The sequence below is a fragment of the Streptomyces sp. NPDC090119 genome, assembly GCF_044747085.1.
GTDB lineage: Bacteria > Actinomycetota > Actinomycetes > Streptomycetales > Streptomycetaceae > Streptomyces.
On sequence record NZ_JBIVDK010000005.1, the window covers coordinates 497,918 to 511,067 of the forward strand.

The 13,150-nt window shown below is 70.3% G+C and carries 15 protein-coding genes; 7 read left to right on the forward strand and 8 right to left on the reverse strand.

The genetic code is table 11. From position 1 onward, the window contains the following. The first annotated feature begins 419 nt into the window (after window positions 1–419). Entirely contained in the window at window positions 420–1,901 is a 1,482-nt protein-coding gene (dnaB, locus tag ACIPPM_RS23785; protein ID WP_401451166.1) for a replicative DNA helicase, read from the forward strand. 64 nt (window positions 1,902–1,965) lie between these two features. Continuing rightward, on the forward strand, window positions 1,966–3,357 hold the full coding sequence (locus ACIPPM_RS23790; protein ID WP_401451169.1) for a serine hydrolase domain-containing protein: 1,392 nt from the start codon (window positions 1,966–1,968) through the stop codon (window positions 3,355–3,357). 69 nt (window positions 3,358–3,426) lie between these two features. On the opposite strand, the gene ACIPPM_RS23795 is transcribed toward ACIPPM_RS23790, so the two are convergent. Together ACIPPM_RS23795 and ACIPPM_RS23800 are read right to left on the reverse strand one after the other, a co-directional pair. Beyond that, a complete protein-coding gene (locus tag ACIPPM_RS23795; RefSeq protein ID WP_401451171.1) occupies window positions 3,427–3,879 on the reverse strand; it encodes a GNAT family N-acetyltransferase in 453 nt (150 codons plus the stop codon). A gap of 10 nt (window positions 3,880–3,889) precedes the next feature. Next, window positions 3,890–4,348, reverse strand: a complete 459-nt coding sequence (locus ACIPPM_RS23800; RefSeq protein WP_401451174.1) for a MarR family winged helix-turn-helix transcriptional regulator — start codon at window positions 4,346–4,348, stop codon at window positions 3,890–3,892. 144 nt (window positions 4,349–4,492) lie between these two features. On the opposite strand from ACIPPM_RS23800, the gene ACIPPM_RS23805 reads away from it, so the two are divergent. Both ACIPPM_RS23805 and ACIPPM_RS23810 read left to right on the forward strand, forming a co-directional pair. After that, window positions 4,493–5,701 carry an MFS transporter gene (locus ACIPPM_RS23805; RefSeq protein WP_401451176.1) on the forward strand — a complete coding sequence of 403 codons (1,209 nt, stop codon included), beginning with the start codon at window positions 4,493–4,495 and terminating at the stop codon, window positions 5,699–5,701. A 98-nt stretch (window positions 5,702–5,799) separates the two neighbouring features. After that, complete coding sequence (locus ACIPPM_RS23810; RefSeq protein WP_401451178.1) at window positions 5,800–6,219, forward strand: heme-binding protein; 420 nt, start codon at window positions 5,800–5,802, stop codon at window positions 6,217–6,219. Between the two features lie 63 nt (window positions 6,220–6,282). Here the strand turns inward: ACIPPM_RS23810 and ACIPPM_RS23815 are convergent, their stop codons facing one another. Continuing rightward, the gene (locus ACIPPM_RS23815) at window positions 6,283–7,149 is read right to left on the reverse strand and encodes a GNAT family N-acetyltransferase (RefSeq protein ID WP_401451180.1); all 867 of its coding nucleotides are present in this window, start codon (window positions 7,147–7,149) and stop codon (window positions 6,283–6,285) included. Window positions 7,150–7,491: 342 nt separating this feature from the next. Between ACIPPM_RS23815 and ACIPPM_RS23820 the strand changes: the two genes are divergently transcribed. Continuing rightward, window positions 7,492–8,724, forward strand: a complete 1,233-nt coding sequence (locus tag ACIPPM_RS23820) for a globin domain-containing protein (protein ID WP_401451182.1) — start codon at window positions 7,492–7,494, stop codon at window positions 8,722–8,724. Between the two features lie 15 nt (window positions 8,725–8,739). On the opposite strand, the gene ACIPPM_RS23825 is transcribed toward ACIPPM_RS23820, so the two are convergent. From ACIPPM_RS23825 to ACIPPM_RS23845, 5 genes are all read right to left on the reverse strand, one after another. Then, window positions 8,740–9,222, reverse strand: a complete 483-nt coding sequence (locus tag ACIPPM_RS23825) for an NUDIX domain-containing protein (protein ID WP_401451184.1) — start codon at window positions 9,220–9,222, stop codon at window positions 8,740–8,742. An 89-nt stretch (window positions 9,223–9,311) separates the two neighbouring features. Next, on the reverse strand, window positions 9,312–10,217 hold the full coding sequence (locus ACIPPM_RS23830; RefSeq protein ID WP_401451187.1) for a LysR family transcriptional regulator: 906 nt from the start codon (window positions 10,215–10,217) through the stop codon (window positions 9,312–9,314). A gap of 192 nt (window positions 10,218–10,409) precedes the next feature. Further along, on the reverse strand, window positions 10,410–11,552 hold the full coding sequence (locus tag ACIPPM_RS23835; protein WP_401451189.1) for a cystathionine gamma-lyase: 1,143 nt from the start codon (window positions 11,550–11,552) through the stop codon (window positions 10,410–10,412). Next, complete coding sequence (locus ACIPPM_RS23840; protein WP_401451192.1) at window positions 11,549–12,040, reverse strand: low molecular weight protein-tyrosine-phosphatase; 492 nt, start codon at window positions 12,038–12,040, stop codon at window positions 11,549–11,551. The genes ACIPPM_RS23835 and ACIPPM_RS23840 overlap by 4 nt, the downstream gene beginning before the upstream one ends. Before the next feature lie 7 nt (window positions 12,041–12,047). Further along, window positions 12,048–12,425, reverse strand: coding sequence for a phage holin family protein (locus ACIPPM_RS23845; RefSeq protein ID WP_389003596.1), 378 nt, complete (start codon window positions 12,423–12,425; stop codon window positions 12,048–12,050). A 59-nt stretch (window positions 12,426–12,484) separates the two neighbouring features. Here ACIPPM_RS23845 and ACIPPM_RS23850 point away from each other — a divergent pair, with 59 nt between their 5' ends. Together ACIPPM_RS23850 and ACIPPM_RS23855 are read left to right on the forward strand one after the other, a co-directional pair. Further along, window positions 12,485–12,802: a cupin domain-containing protein gene (locus ACIPPM_RS23850; RefSeq protein WP_401451195.1), complete on the forward strand. Its 318-nt coding sequence runs from the start codon at window positions 12,485–12,487 to the stop codon at window positions 12,800–12,802. Window positions 12,803–12,932: 130 nt separating this feature from the next. After that, the gene (locus ACIPPM_RS23855) at window positions 12,933–13,145 is read left to right on the forward strand and encodes a DUF5326 family protein (RefSeq protein ID WP_401451197.1); all 213 of its coding nucleotides are present in this window, start codon (window positions 12,933–12,935) and stop codon (window positions 13,143–13,145) included. Window positions 13,146–13,150: the final 5 nt, after the last annotated feature.

Sequence of the window (13,150 nt, forward strand, 5' to 3'; positions counted from 1 at the left end):
CTTCTGACCCTTACTTCCGTTTCCGGAAGGCAAGGTTTCGCGCGGCGTTCGAGCTGATCTTGGTCCGAGTGGGAAAGTTTTTCTTCTGCACAGCCGGTGGACGGTAAAGATGCAGGTCAGTGCGGTCTCGCCGAGGAGGGCGAGGTCTTGTTCACAGGGCTGTCCACCGGGTCGTGCACAGGTTTCGGCGAGTTCTCCACAGCATCTGGGCCGTCGTCCACATGGCCTGTGGATAACCAGATTGGCTGACGGTGCCGGGGGGCCTACCGTGGTCCGGCGCCCGCTCCCTCCCCCGGCCATGGAAACGTCACATATCCGACGCGCCGGAACCGGAGTTGGGCCTCTCATTTTGTCAGTGCCGTGCCGTAGAACAGAGGGCACGGCGAGGTCCGCCCAGGCGGACGGGAGGAGGTGGCTCGGTGAGCATTTCCGAGCCCTTGGACGATCCGTGGGCCGACAGCGGTCCCAGTGATCGTCTCCCCGCCTCCCGGCGCCGTGGTGACGCCAACCGTGGCGGCCGTGACGAGCAGCATGAGCGCGGCCGCGAAAGCGGCGGATGGGACGACGGCGGCTCCACCTTCGAGCGGGTGCCGCCGCAGGACCTGGACGCCGAGCAGTCCGTGCTGGGCGGCATGCTGCTGTCCAAGGACGCCATCGCCGACGTGGTCGAGATCCTCAAGGGCCACGACTTCTACAAGCCCGCGCACGAGACGATCTACACGGCGATCCTCGACATCTACGCCAAGGGTGAGCCGGCCGACCCCATCACCATCGCGGCCGAACTCACCAAGCGCGGTGAGATCAACAAGGTCGGCGGCGCCGCCTATCTGCACACCCTCGTCCAGACGGTACCGACCGCGGCGAACGCCGAGTACTACGCGGAGATCGTCCACGAGCGGGCCGTCCTGCGCCGACTGGTGGAGGCCGGCACCCGCATCACGCAGATGGGATACGCGGCCGACGGCGACGTCGACGAGATCGTCAACAGCGCCCAGGCCGAGATCTACGCCGTCACCGAGCAGCGCACCAGCGAGGACTACCTGCCGCTCGGCGACATCATGGAGGGCGCCCTCGACGAGATCGAGGCGATCGGCTCGCGCAGCGGCGAGATGACCGGCGTCCCCACCGGGTTCACCGACTTCGACTCGCTGACCAACGGCCTGCACCCCGGCCAGATGATCGTCATTGCGGCGCGCCCCGCCATGGGTAAGTCGACCCTCGCGCTGGACTTCGCGCGGGCCGCGTCGATCAAGCACAACCTGCCGAGCGTGGTCTTCTCGCTCGAAATGGGCCGCAACGAGATCGCCATGCGCCTGCTGTCCGCCGAGGCCCGGGTCGCCCTGCACCATATGCGTTCCGGCACGATGACCGACGAGGACTGGACCCGCCTGGCCCGCCGGATGCCGGACGTGTCGGCCGCGCCGCTCTACATCGACGACTCCCCGAACCTGTCGATGATGGAGATCCGCGCGAAGTGCCGTCGGCTGAAGCAGCGCAACGACCTGAAGCTGGTCGTCATCGACTACCTCCAGCTGATGCAGTCCGGTGGCTCCAAGCGGGCCGAGAGCCGACAGCAGGAGGTCTCGGACATGTCCCGTAACCTCAAGCTCCTCGCCAAGGAGCTGGAGATCCCGGTCATCGCGCTCTCCCAGCTGAACCGTGGCCCCGAGCAGCGCACCGACAAGAAGCCCATGGTCTCCGACCTGCGTGAGTCGGGCTCCATCGAGCAGGACGCCGACATGGTCATCCTGCTGCACCGCGAGGACGCCTACGAGAAGGAGTCCCCCCGCGCGGGCGAGGCCGACCTGATCGTCGCCAAGCACCGAAACGGCCCCACGGCCACGATCACGGTGGCCTTCCAGGGCCACTACTCCCGCTTCGTGGACATGGCCCAGACCTGACCGGACGCCGCCGCCCGGGCCAAATGAGCTCGACGTGTGCCGTTCCAGCCGGTGGACTGGGGCCATGACGACATCGCACGAAGAGCTGCTTCCCACGACGCGCAGGGCGTTGACGCACCGGATCGCCGTCGCGCAGGCCGAGGGGCGGGCGCCGTCGCTCGTCGCCGCGGTGGTGCGCGGTGGCCGGGCGGTGTGGCACGGTGCGCGGACCTCGGTGGACGGGAACGGGCCGGACGCGGAAGTGCAGTACCGGATCGGGTCCATCACCAAGACCTTCACCGCCGTCCTGGTGCTGCGGCTCCGGGACGAGGGCGTGCTCGACCTCGGTGACTCGCTGGAGAAGCATCTGCCCGGTACCGGCGCCGGTGAGGCGACCATCGCCGAACTGCTCGCCCACACCGCCGGGTTGGCCGCCGAGTCGCCCGCGCCGTGGTGGGAGCGGACACCGGGCTCGCTGCGGCCCGAACTGAGCGATGTACTCGGCGAGAAGCCCCCGCCGCACCCGGCCGGACGGCGCCACCACTACTCCAACCCCGGCTACACCCTCCTCGGCGCGCTGGTGGCGGAACTCCGCGGCGCTCCCTGGGAGCAGGTGCTGCGCGACGAGGTGCTCGAACCGCTCGGACTCCACCGCACGACCGCCCAGCCCGAGGCGCCGCATGCCGGTGGCTGGGCGGTGCACCCCTGGGCCGACGCGCTGCTGCCCGAGCCGCTGGAGGACCTCGGCCGGATGGCCCCGGCCGGGCAACTGTGGTCCACCACGGGCGATCTCGCCCGCTTCGCCGCCTTCCTGATCCAGGGGGACGACCGAGTGCTGAGCGCCGAGTCGGTACGGGAGATGCGCACCCCCGCCGCGCCCGCCGAACCCGCGGACGTGGTCGACGGGGCCACCTACGGTCTCGGCCTGCAGATCCAGCACCGGGACGGCCGACTGCTCGCCGGGCACTCCGGTTCGCTGCCGGGCTTCCTGGCGAACCTCACGTTCAGCGAGGTGGACGACGTGGCAGCGGTGGTGCTGGCCAACTGCACCAGTGGCCCCCTGATCAGCACGGTGGGCGCCGATCTCGTCCGTATCGTTGCCGAGGCCGAACCGCGCATCCCCGAGCCGTGGCGCCCGCTACGCGAAGTCGACCCGACCGTGCTGGAGTTGGCGGGCCCTTGGTACTGGGGGACCCATCCCTTCGTCCTGCGGGTGACGGCCGACGGCCTCCTCACGCTGGGGCCGCTGACCGGGGGTGGGCGCCGTGCCCGGTTCCGGCCGAACGGCGACGGCGTCTGGACGGGCCTGGAGGGCTACTACGCCGGGGAGTTGCTCGAAGCCGTACGCCGCCCGGACGGAACGGTGAGCCATCTCGACCTCGGGTCGTTCGTGTTCACGCGCCAGCCGTACGACGCGGACGCTCCCGTACCCGGTGGGGTGGACGCGGAGGGCTGGCGGGGGATCGCCCAGCCGTAGCGTGTCATCAACGGCACGAAGGGTCCTGTTTCACGTGAAACAGGACCCTTCGTGGCATCAACTACGTGGTCAGAGACTCAGCTTGAAGCCTTCGTGTGAGGCCGTGAAGCCCAGGCGCTCGTAGAAGCGGTGGGCGTCGGCACGCGTCTTGTCCGAGGTCAGTTGCACCAGGTGGCAGCCGAGTCGGCGTGAGGTGTCGACGGCCCACTCGATCAGCTCGCTGCCCAGTCCGCTGCCGCGCTCGTCCGCGTGGACCCGGACCGCCTCGATGAGAGAGCGGGTGGCGCCCTTGCGGGAGAGCCCGGGGATGATCGTGAGCTGGAGTGTCCCGATGACCCGGCCGTCCTGGACCGCGACGACGAGATGCTGGTTCGGGTCGGTGTCCAGGCGCTCGAACGCAGACAGGTAGGGCGTCAGGTCGTCGGGTGACTCGCGCTGAGCGCCCAGTGGATCGTCGGCGAGCATGGCCACGATCGCCGGGAGGTCGTCCGGGGTCGCGGGCCTTATGTCGAGGTCGGTCATGACGCGCAGCCTATGCGGGGACGTGCAGCGACTCCACGGCCTTGACCAGCGGGGCGAGTTCGGGAGTGAGTGCCGCCGCGTCCAGCGCCTCGCGCAGCGCGGCGTCATTGGTCGGACGCGCCTTCTCCAGCAGCTCCAGACCTGCTTCGGTGACATTGGTGTAGATGCCCCGGCGGTCCGTGGGGCACAGATAGCGCTCCAGCAGCCCGCGGTCCTCCAGGCGGGTCACCAGCCGGGTGGTGGCGCTCTGGCTGAGGACGACGGCGTCGGCGACCTGCTTCATCTGCAGATGGCCACCGTCTCCGTCGTGCTGCCTGCTGAGCACGTCGAGCAGGGAGTACTCGCGCACGCTCAGCTCGTGCTGCGCCTGGAGGGCGCGCTCGATGTGCGCCTCGATCCTCCCGTGCAGCAGAGACAGGGCGCACCAGCCCTGCGCGAGGGCGGTGAGCGCGGGGTCCGTCGCTGTCATTGGGGTGTTCCTCCGTCCCGGAGCGGCTGAACTCCAGAGTAGAGCACGGCTGCAATATCCAGCGATTGCATTTAACCCGCGTCTGCAACTATTGTGGAAGCACGTAAAGCGCTCCTGCAATCGTTTGGGAAGGTCTACCCCCTCATGCCTCTCGCGCTTCTGGCCCTGGCGATCGGGGCCTTCGGAATCGGAACCACCGAGTTCGTGATCATGGGTCTGCTGCCCCAGGTCGCGGGCGACTTCGGGGTCTCCATCCCCACCGCGGGCCTGCTCGTCACCGGCTACGCCCTCGGCGTGGTGATCGGCGCCCCGCTGATGACCGTGCTCGGCACCAAGGTCTCGCGCAAGCGGATGCTGATGGTGCTGATGGGCCTGTTCATCGCCGGAAACCTGCTCTCGGCCGTCGCGCCCGTCTTCGCGGTCATGCTGATCGGACGGGTGGTCGCGTCCCTCGCCCACGGCGCCTTCTTCGGCATCGGCTCGGTCGTCGCGGCCGAGCTGGTGGCACCGCAGAAGAAGGCCGGCGCCATCGCCATGATGTTCACGGGGCTGACCGTCGCCAACGTGATCGGCGTCCCGCTGGGCACGCTCATCGGGCAGCAGATCGGCTGGCGCGTGACCTTCGGCATCGTCGCCTTCCTCGGTGTGATCGGTCTCGCGGGCATCGCGAAACTCGTGCCCGAGGTGCCCAAGCCCGAAGGCGTGCGACTGCGTCATGAGCTGGCCGCGTTCAAGAACGCCCAGGTCCTGCTCGCCATGGCGATGACCGTGCTCGGCTTCGGCGGAGTCTTCGCCGCCATCACCTACATCGCGCCGATGATGACCCACGTCGCCGGTTTCGCCGACGGCTCGGTCACCTGGCTGCTGGTCCTGTTCGGCCTCGGCATGGTCGGCGGCAACCTGATCGGCGGCAAGTTCGCCGACCGCGCCCTGATGCCCATGCTCTACGTCTCGCTGGGCGCTCTGGCCGTCGTCCTCGCGCTCTTCACGCTCACCGCGCACAACAAGATCGCGGCGGCCGTCACCATCGCCCTGATCGGCGCCCTCGGCTTCGCCACAGTCCCGCCGCTGCAGAAGCGCGTCCTCGACCAGGCGCACGGTGCCCCGACCCTCGCCTCGGCCGTGAACATCGGCGCGTTCAACCTGGGCAACGCCCTCTCCGCCTGGCTCGGCGGCATGGTCATCGCGGCCGGGTTCGGCTACACCGCCCCCAACTGGGTCGGCGCCGTCCTCGCCGCAGCCGCCCTGGTGCTCGCCCTCCTGTCGGCCGCCCTGGAGCGCCGCGACGCCAGGTCCGGCGCAGTGACCGCCTCAGGCGCACCCGTCGGCCGACCGGAGCCCGCCCGCCACTGAGACCGGCACGGCAGCCCCACAGACCCCCGTCCGCGCCGGTGACGCACACAGCCCGGCCCGGACGGACCACCTCAGATACATCCAAGGAGACCCGCACCATGAGCACCACCACCTTCGCCCCGCTCACCATCGAGGACGCCGAACTGCTCATCGCCACCGCCCGCCGCGCGGCCGAGGACGCCGGTGTGACCGTCAGCGTCACCGTCCTGGACGCCGGTGGCCACCTGCTCGCCTTCCGCCGGGACGACCGGGCCGTGCTGATCTCCGGCGAGACCAGCACCCGCAAGGCGTACACCGCTCTCCAGCTCGATGCGCCGACCGCCGACCTGGTCGACCTCGTGCAGCCCGGCGGCCTCTTCCACACGCTGCCCACGGCGCTCGACCGCCCGCTGCTCTTCATCGCCGGGGGCGTCCCCGTCCACCGTGACGGCCGGCTGATCGGTGCGATCGGTGTCGGCGGCGGTGCGCCGGACCAGGACCACGGCTTCGCCACCTCGGCTGTGAGCGCCCTCGTCTGAGCGCGCCCCACACACCATGACAACGGCCCCCGCCGCATCGCGGGGGCCGTCGTCAGGTCGAGGTCAGCCCGCGGCCACCGTCAGCGGTGCGAACCTGCGGGTCCAGTCCCCCGGCAGCTCAGCCGCTCCGAGCACCATGACGGAATTCGACATCACCGGCGCGAGTCCCCGTTCCTGCGCCCAGGTCAGCAGTTCCTCGTGGCGCACGTCCACGTCGGTGCGCAGCGGCCGGTCGGTACGGGCCGCGAGCGAGCCGATGAGAGCCTTGGCCGTCTCCGTGTCACGGGCGATCAGCGGTCCGACGACATGGGTCCCCATGTTGGGCCAGGCGGTGGCGTACCCGGTGATCTGGCCGTTCTCCTCCGCGACCCGCACCTGATCGGCGAAGGCGGGCAGCCGGACGATGACCGAGGTGCGGTCGACGCCGAAGACCTCCGCGTCGAGGCGGAGGATCGACGGAAGGTCCTCGGCGGTCGCGGCCCGCGTCGCCACCGACGGCTCCGACCCGTCCGGCGTGAAGTGCCCCATGAGCATCTCCGCCCGGCCCACGGTCTTGAAGCCGATCTCCTCGTACAGCGGGCGGCCCACCGGCGTGGCGTGCAGGGTCAGGGGAGTGCCGTCCATGGCCGCCACGACATGCCGCATCAGGCGGCGCCCCACGCCCTTGCGGGAATGGCGTTCGGCGACCAGGACCATACCGATGGCACCCAGTTCCAGCCGCTGCCCGGAGCCGTACTCCGTGACGACGCACGCGGCGACGAGGCCACCGTCGGGATCGTCGATGCCGAAGCCGTTTCCGGCGGTCAGCAGGAGCCCCCACTTGTGTTCCTCGCGGGACCACCCCCGGTCCTCGGACAGATCGGCGCAGGCGGCGAGATCGCGCGGAGTCAGACGGCGGATGGGCAGCGCGGCGAGTGAAGAGATCGGCACGCCGGTCAGGCTGTCCGAAGGACACCCTCCACGTCCACCGGATTCGGAGACTTCTTACCGCTTCCGGCCAGTTCCGGCAGGGGTGTTTCACGTGAAACACCCCTGCCGAACGACGCACCGCGCACCGAAGTCGATCAACCCGGTGGACTCGCAAGAGGTTTGGCGGCCAACAGCGTAACCGGACGAAGCGCGTCAAGAGCTGTGTTTCCGGGTAACCCGACGCGGCATCCGGCCACGGTGCCACGCTGCGGAACGAGTGCTGCGGTCCTCCGCCTCGTCGGGGCTCACGCGCTTCCGAGGGGGAGAGCGCAGACCGTCGCAGGAGTGCGAGCGAGGGCACACATGGAAGCTCCGGCCACCCCGTCGGGGAACGACGGCCTCCCGGACCACGGCGACCGACGCCTGAGCCGCGGAGCCGAGACCGAGCCGGTCGTCGCGCGCCCGGCGCGGCCGCTCGCCCAGGCGTCCTGGGACGCGCTGCTGATCCGCCGCACGATGGCGGAGATCGCGCCCGTCGCCGACAAGGTGACCTCGTACTTCTACGCCCTCCTCTTCGTGCGCCACCCGGAGCTGCGGCCCCTGTTCCCGCCCGCGATGGACACCCAGCGGGACCGGCTGCTGCGGGCACTGCTCACGGCGGCGGAGCACATCGACAACACGCCCGTGCTCGTCGACTACCTGCAGAACCTCGGCCGGGGGCACCGCAAATACGGCACCCGGGCCGAGCACTACCCGGCCGTGGGCGCGTGCCTGATCGGCGCTCTGCGCACCTACGCCACCCACACCTGGAACCCGCAGGCGGAGGCGGCCTGGGGCCGGGTCTACGCGACCATCTCCCAGGTCATGATCGACGCTGCCGCGACGGCCGGCCGGGAGGCTCCGCCCTGGTGGCATGCCGAGGTCGTCACCCACGACCTGAGGACGCCCGACGTCGCGGTCCTCACTCTGCGCCCCGACCAGCCGTACCCCTTTCTGGCCGGGCAGTACGCGAGTGTGGAGACCCCTTGGTGGCCGCGCGTCTGGCGGCACTACTCCTTCGCCTCCGCACCCCGCGCCGACGGCCTGCTCACCTTCCATGTGCGGGCGGTTCCGGCAGGCTGGGTCTCCAACGCCCTGGTGCACCGCGCCTGCCCCGGGGACATCGTGCGCCTCGGGCCACCGGTCGGCTCGATGAGCGTCGACCACGGCACCGACAGCGGCCTGCTCTGCCTGGGCGGTGGCACCGGTATAGCCCCGATCAAGGCCATGGCCGAGGAGGTGGCCCAGCACGGCGCCCGCCGCCCGGTGGAGGTGTTCTACAGCGCCCGCCATGACCACGACCTGTATGACATCGACACCCTGCTCCGGCTGCGGCAGGCCCACCCCTGGATATCCGTCCGGTCGGTCATCGACCGGGAGGACCGCCACCTCCACGACGCCGTGCGGGCGCGCGGCCCCTGGCGGGACTACGACGCCTATCTCTCCGGTCCGCCCGGCATGATCCGCAGCGGTGTCTCCGCATTGCAGTCGCTCGGTGTCCCCGCGCCCCGCATACGGCACGACCCGGTCGAGGACCTGGTGGTCGCCGGTTTCTGAGTGAGCGGGCCCCGGCTAGCCGAGGTCGGGGGCGTGCATGGCGCGGACGCCTTCGATGTTGCCGTCCAGGTAGTGGCGCAGCGACAACGGCACGAGGTGGACGGAGGCGATGCCGACCCGGGTGAACGGGATACGGACGATCTCGTACTCCCCGGCCGGCTCCTCCACCTCGGGGCCATGGCGGAGGGAGGGGTCCATGGACTCCAGTCGGCAGACGAAGAAGTGCTGGACCTTCACCCCGGTCGCGCCGCCGTCCTCGCCGATGTGCTCCACGGTGTCCACGAAGCAGGGCACGACATCGCTGATCTTGGCGCCGAGTTCCTCGTACACCTCGCGGTGCAGGGCGTCCACGACGGTCGGGTCCGCTGGCTCGACCCCGCCACCGGGGGTGACCCAGTAGGGATCGACGCCGGGCTTGGTGCGCTTGATCAGGATGAGGTCGTCACCGTCCAGCAGGACGGCGCGGGCGGTGCGCTTGACCACGGGTCGGACGGTCATGGGAACAATGTGGCCCGGCTGGTTCCACGTGAAACATCGCAGGCGACTTCGGCCGCACGACGGGGAGGCATTCCCGGCGGAAAGTCCCCTCAGCACCAGCGAGAGGCCGCCCGCTGAAGCCACTCGTGTGCCCGCGCCACATGGGGCAGAGCCAGCGATCCGGTGCGCACCACCAGGAAGTACGTCCGCAGCGGCGGTACGGCCGGGTCATGCAGCAGCACCACCTCGGCGCGGTCCAGGGCAGCGGCGCACAGATAGCGCGGCAGCACCGCGAGCCCGGCGCCCGCTCGGGCGCATGCCAGCACGGCGCGCAGGTCGGGGACGATGACCGTGCCGGAGACCCCCGGACGTGTGTCGAAGACGGCGGCCCAGTAGCGCGAGACGAAGGGCAGCGACTCGTGGACCTCGACCACGGGCAGGTTCTTCAGCGCGGCCGCCCCGGTCCGCCGTAGCGCTTCCGGACCGATCCGCTCGGCCCAGCACGGGGCGGCGACCAGCACATGCTCCTCGTCGCAGAGCGGGCTCGCGCTCAGCAGGGCACCGCGCGGCCGGAGCGTACTGATGGCCAGCTCGTGATGGCCTGCCGCGAGACCTTCCAGCACCTCCTCCGCGGTGCCGAAGGAGGCGCGCAGGGCGAGGCCCTGGCCGTCGGCGCCGGTCAGCTCCGTCAGGGCGGGCAGCGCGCGCTCGGCGGTGAACTCCGGGGGCCCGGCGAGATGGAGTGTGCGCAGCGAGGACTCGTCGTCCAGGCCGCTCTCGGCTATCTCCACCAGGGCGTCGAGATGCGGTGCCGCTTTGTGGGCCAGCTCGTCGCCGATGGTCGTGGGCGTCACCCCGCGGGCCTGCCGCAGGAAGAGGGGGCGGCCGAGCTGGCGCTCCAGCGTGCGGATCTGGGAGGTGACGGCGGGCTGGGACAGGCCCAGCAGGGCGGCGGCGCGGGTGAAGGAGCCGGCCCGGTGCACGGTGACGAAGGTCCGCAGCAGGGCCAGGTCCATGCGGGTCCCCCTTTCCCTGCCTCCTTCAGTGGCTGGGCAGGCCCCAACTATAAATAAGTCGATAGGTCTCTGTCGTTACCGTGATTGGACACTGACGCAGAGTCAACTAGCCTTGTTCGCGCGGTTCTTCGCGCGCGGAACCGGTGACGGTCCGAGCCACGAGGGGGGAGGCTCGGACCGTCCGCACCGCCTTCAGCCCGCGGACTCGCCGGACTCGTTCAAGGCGCGCAGCACGTCCGCCACCAGGTCGTCGGCGTCCTCGGCCCCGACCGACATGCGGATGAAGCCCTCCGGCACCGCGTCCCCGCCCCAGCGGCCGCGCCGCTCGGCCGTGGAGCGCACCCCGCCGAAGCTCGTCGCGTCCTCGACCAGCCGCAGCGCCTCCAGGAACCGCTCGGCGCGCTCGCGGGTGGGCAGCGTGAAGGAGACCACGCAGCCGAAGCGGCGCATCTGCCGCGCGGCGACCGCGTGCGACGGGTCGTCGGGCAGCCCCGGATACCGCAGGCCGGAGACCTCGGGACGCCCGCGCAGCGCCTCGGCCACCGCGAGCGCCGTGGCGTTCTGCCGGTCGACGCGGAGCGGGAGCGTGGCGATCGAGCGGTGGGCGAGCCACGCCTCCATCGGGCCGGGGATCGCCCCGACGATCTTCCGCCAGCGGCGCACCGCGTCCATCGCCTCGCCCGTGCGCCCGACGACGTAACCCAGCAGGACGTCACCGTGCCCGGTGAGCTGCTTGGTGCCGCTGGCCACGGCGAAGTCGGCGCCCAGCTCCAGCGGACGCTGCCCGAGCGGCGTGGCGAGGGTGTTGTCGACCGCCACCAGCGCGCCGCGCGCGTGGGCCTCCTTCACCAGCCGCCGGATGTCGCACACGTCGAGCCCGGGGTTGGACGGCGACTCGATCCACAGCAGCCGTGCCCCGTCGAGCACGTCGAGCTGGGCGTCGTCGCCGGTGGGCGCGGTGCGCACCTCGATGCCGAACGCCTCCAGCTGGGCCCGGACCAGGGGGAGCGCCTGGTAGCCGTCCGAGGGCAGCACGACCGTGTCGCCGGAGCGCAGCTGGGAGAAGAGCACGGCGGAGATCGCGGCCATCCCGGAGGCGAACACCAGCGTCTCGGTGTCGTCGTCGCCGGGCGCCTCCAGCTCGCCGATGGCACGCTCCAGGAGGGTCCAGGTGGGGTTGCCGTCGCGGCCGTAGGAATACGGGCCGCTGACCTCGCCGGGCAGGTGGAAGTGCGCGGCGAACACCGGCCCCGGCAGGGTCGGCTCGTGCTTCACCGGCTCGGGAAGACCGGCCCGGACGGCGCGCGTACCGTCGCCGGTGGAGTTGTCGTTCATACGGGCCGTTCCTCCAGATGTTCGCGTACGGAGTCGAGCAGTCCCGCGCTCGCCGCCTCCACCATCTCAAGGCACTCCTCGAAACCCGCACGGCCCCCGTAGTAGGGGTCCGGCACATCGAGGTCGGCGTCGGCCGCCGGGTCGTAGGAGCGCAGCAGACGCACCTTGCGCGCGTCCGCCTCGGTCGGGGCGAGGCGGCGCAGGGCCTCCAGGTGGTCGGTGTCGAGGGCGATCACCAGGTCGAGGTGGCCGAACCAGGACGGCCGGAACTGCCGCGCGGTGTGCCCGGTGTCGTAGCCGTGCTCGTCGAGGACGGACACGGTGCGCGGGTCGGCGTCGTCGCCCTCGTGCCAGCCACCGGTACCGGCGCTGTCGACCTCGACCAGGCCGTCGAGTCCGGCTTCGGCGACGCGCGCCCGGAAGACCGACTCGGCCATCGGGGAGCGGCAGATGTTGCCGGTGCACACGAAACAGACGCGGTAGGTCATGACCGGATCAGTCCTCGTCGGGCAGGACGAGGTTCAGCGCCCAGGAGACGATGGAGATGATCAGCCCGCCGAGCACGGCCGTCCAGAACCCGTCGACGTGGAAACTGAGGTTGAGCTGCCCGCACACCCACGAGGTCAGCAGCAGCATCAGCGCGTTGACGATGAGGGTGATCAGGCCGAGGGTCAGGATGAACAGTGGGAAGGTCAGCACCTTCACGACCGGCTTGACCAGAAGGTTCACCAGTCCGAAGACCAGCGCGACCACGATCAGCGTGCCGACCTTCTTGCCCGTGCTGTCACCGGTGAGGGTGATCTTGTCGAGGAGCCACACGGCGACCGCGAGGGCGCCCGCGTTGGCGATCGTCTTGACTACGAGATTCTTCATGTGTCTGATCGTTGCAGACCAGAATCAGAGTGGCGGCGGGGCAAGGGCGGGCGACGGCGATGAAGGCATTCCGGCTGGACGATCTGGAGGCGGAGCGCTCCGCCAACGAGGGCGCCTATCTCCAGTTCCTGCGCGAGCGGAACATGTCGGTCGGCCTGTACGCCCTCGACGCGGGCTCCCATGACCCGCAGAAGCCGCATCTCCAGGACGAGGTGTACTTCGTCGTCAGCGGCCGGGCCTCGATCACGGTCGGGCTGGAGACCACGGAGGTCGCGCGGGGCAGCGTGGTCTACGTACCGGCGGGCGTGGCCCACAAGTTCCACCACATCAGCGAGGACCTGAGGGTCATGGTGGTGTTCTCTCCCCCCGAGGCGTGAGGGTCGGTCCTCAGGGTTCCCTAGGGGATGGATCAGGGGACGACAAGGGGTGCGAGGCCCCCACGGAGACCCTCGGCGGCTCTAGCATCGAAGCGGGACATCGAGAACCGCTAGCGCAAAGGACGAGGCGATGCGAGAGATCTTCACGGGGTTGCCGTGGTGGGTGAAGTGGATCGCGGTGCCGGTCATCGCGCTGGTCGTGTTCGGCGGCCTGATAGCGACCGTGGTCGGCTTCCTGATCGGCCTGCTCTTCAAGCTCCTGCTCTTCGTCGCCCTGGTCGGCGGACTCGTCTACGTGGTGCGGAAGTTCACCGCCGGTTCCTCCTCGCGCGGCGACTGGTGACGCGC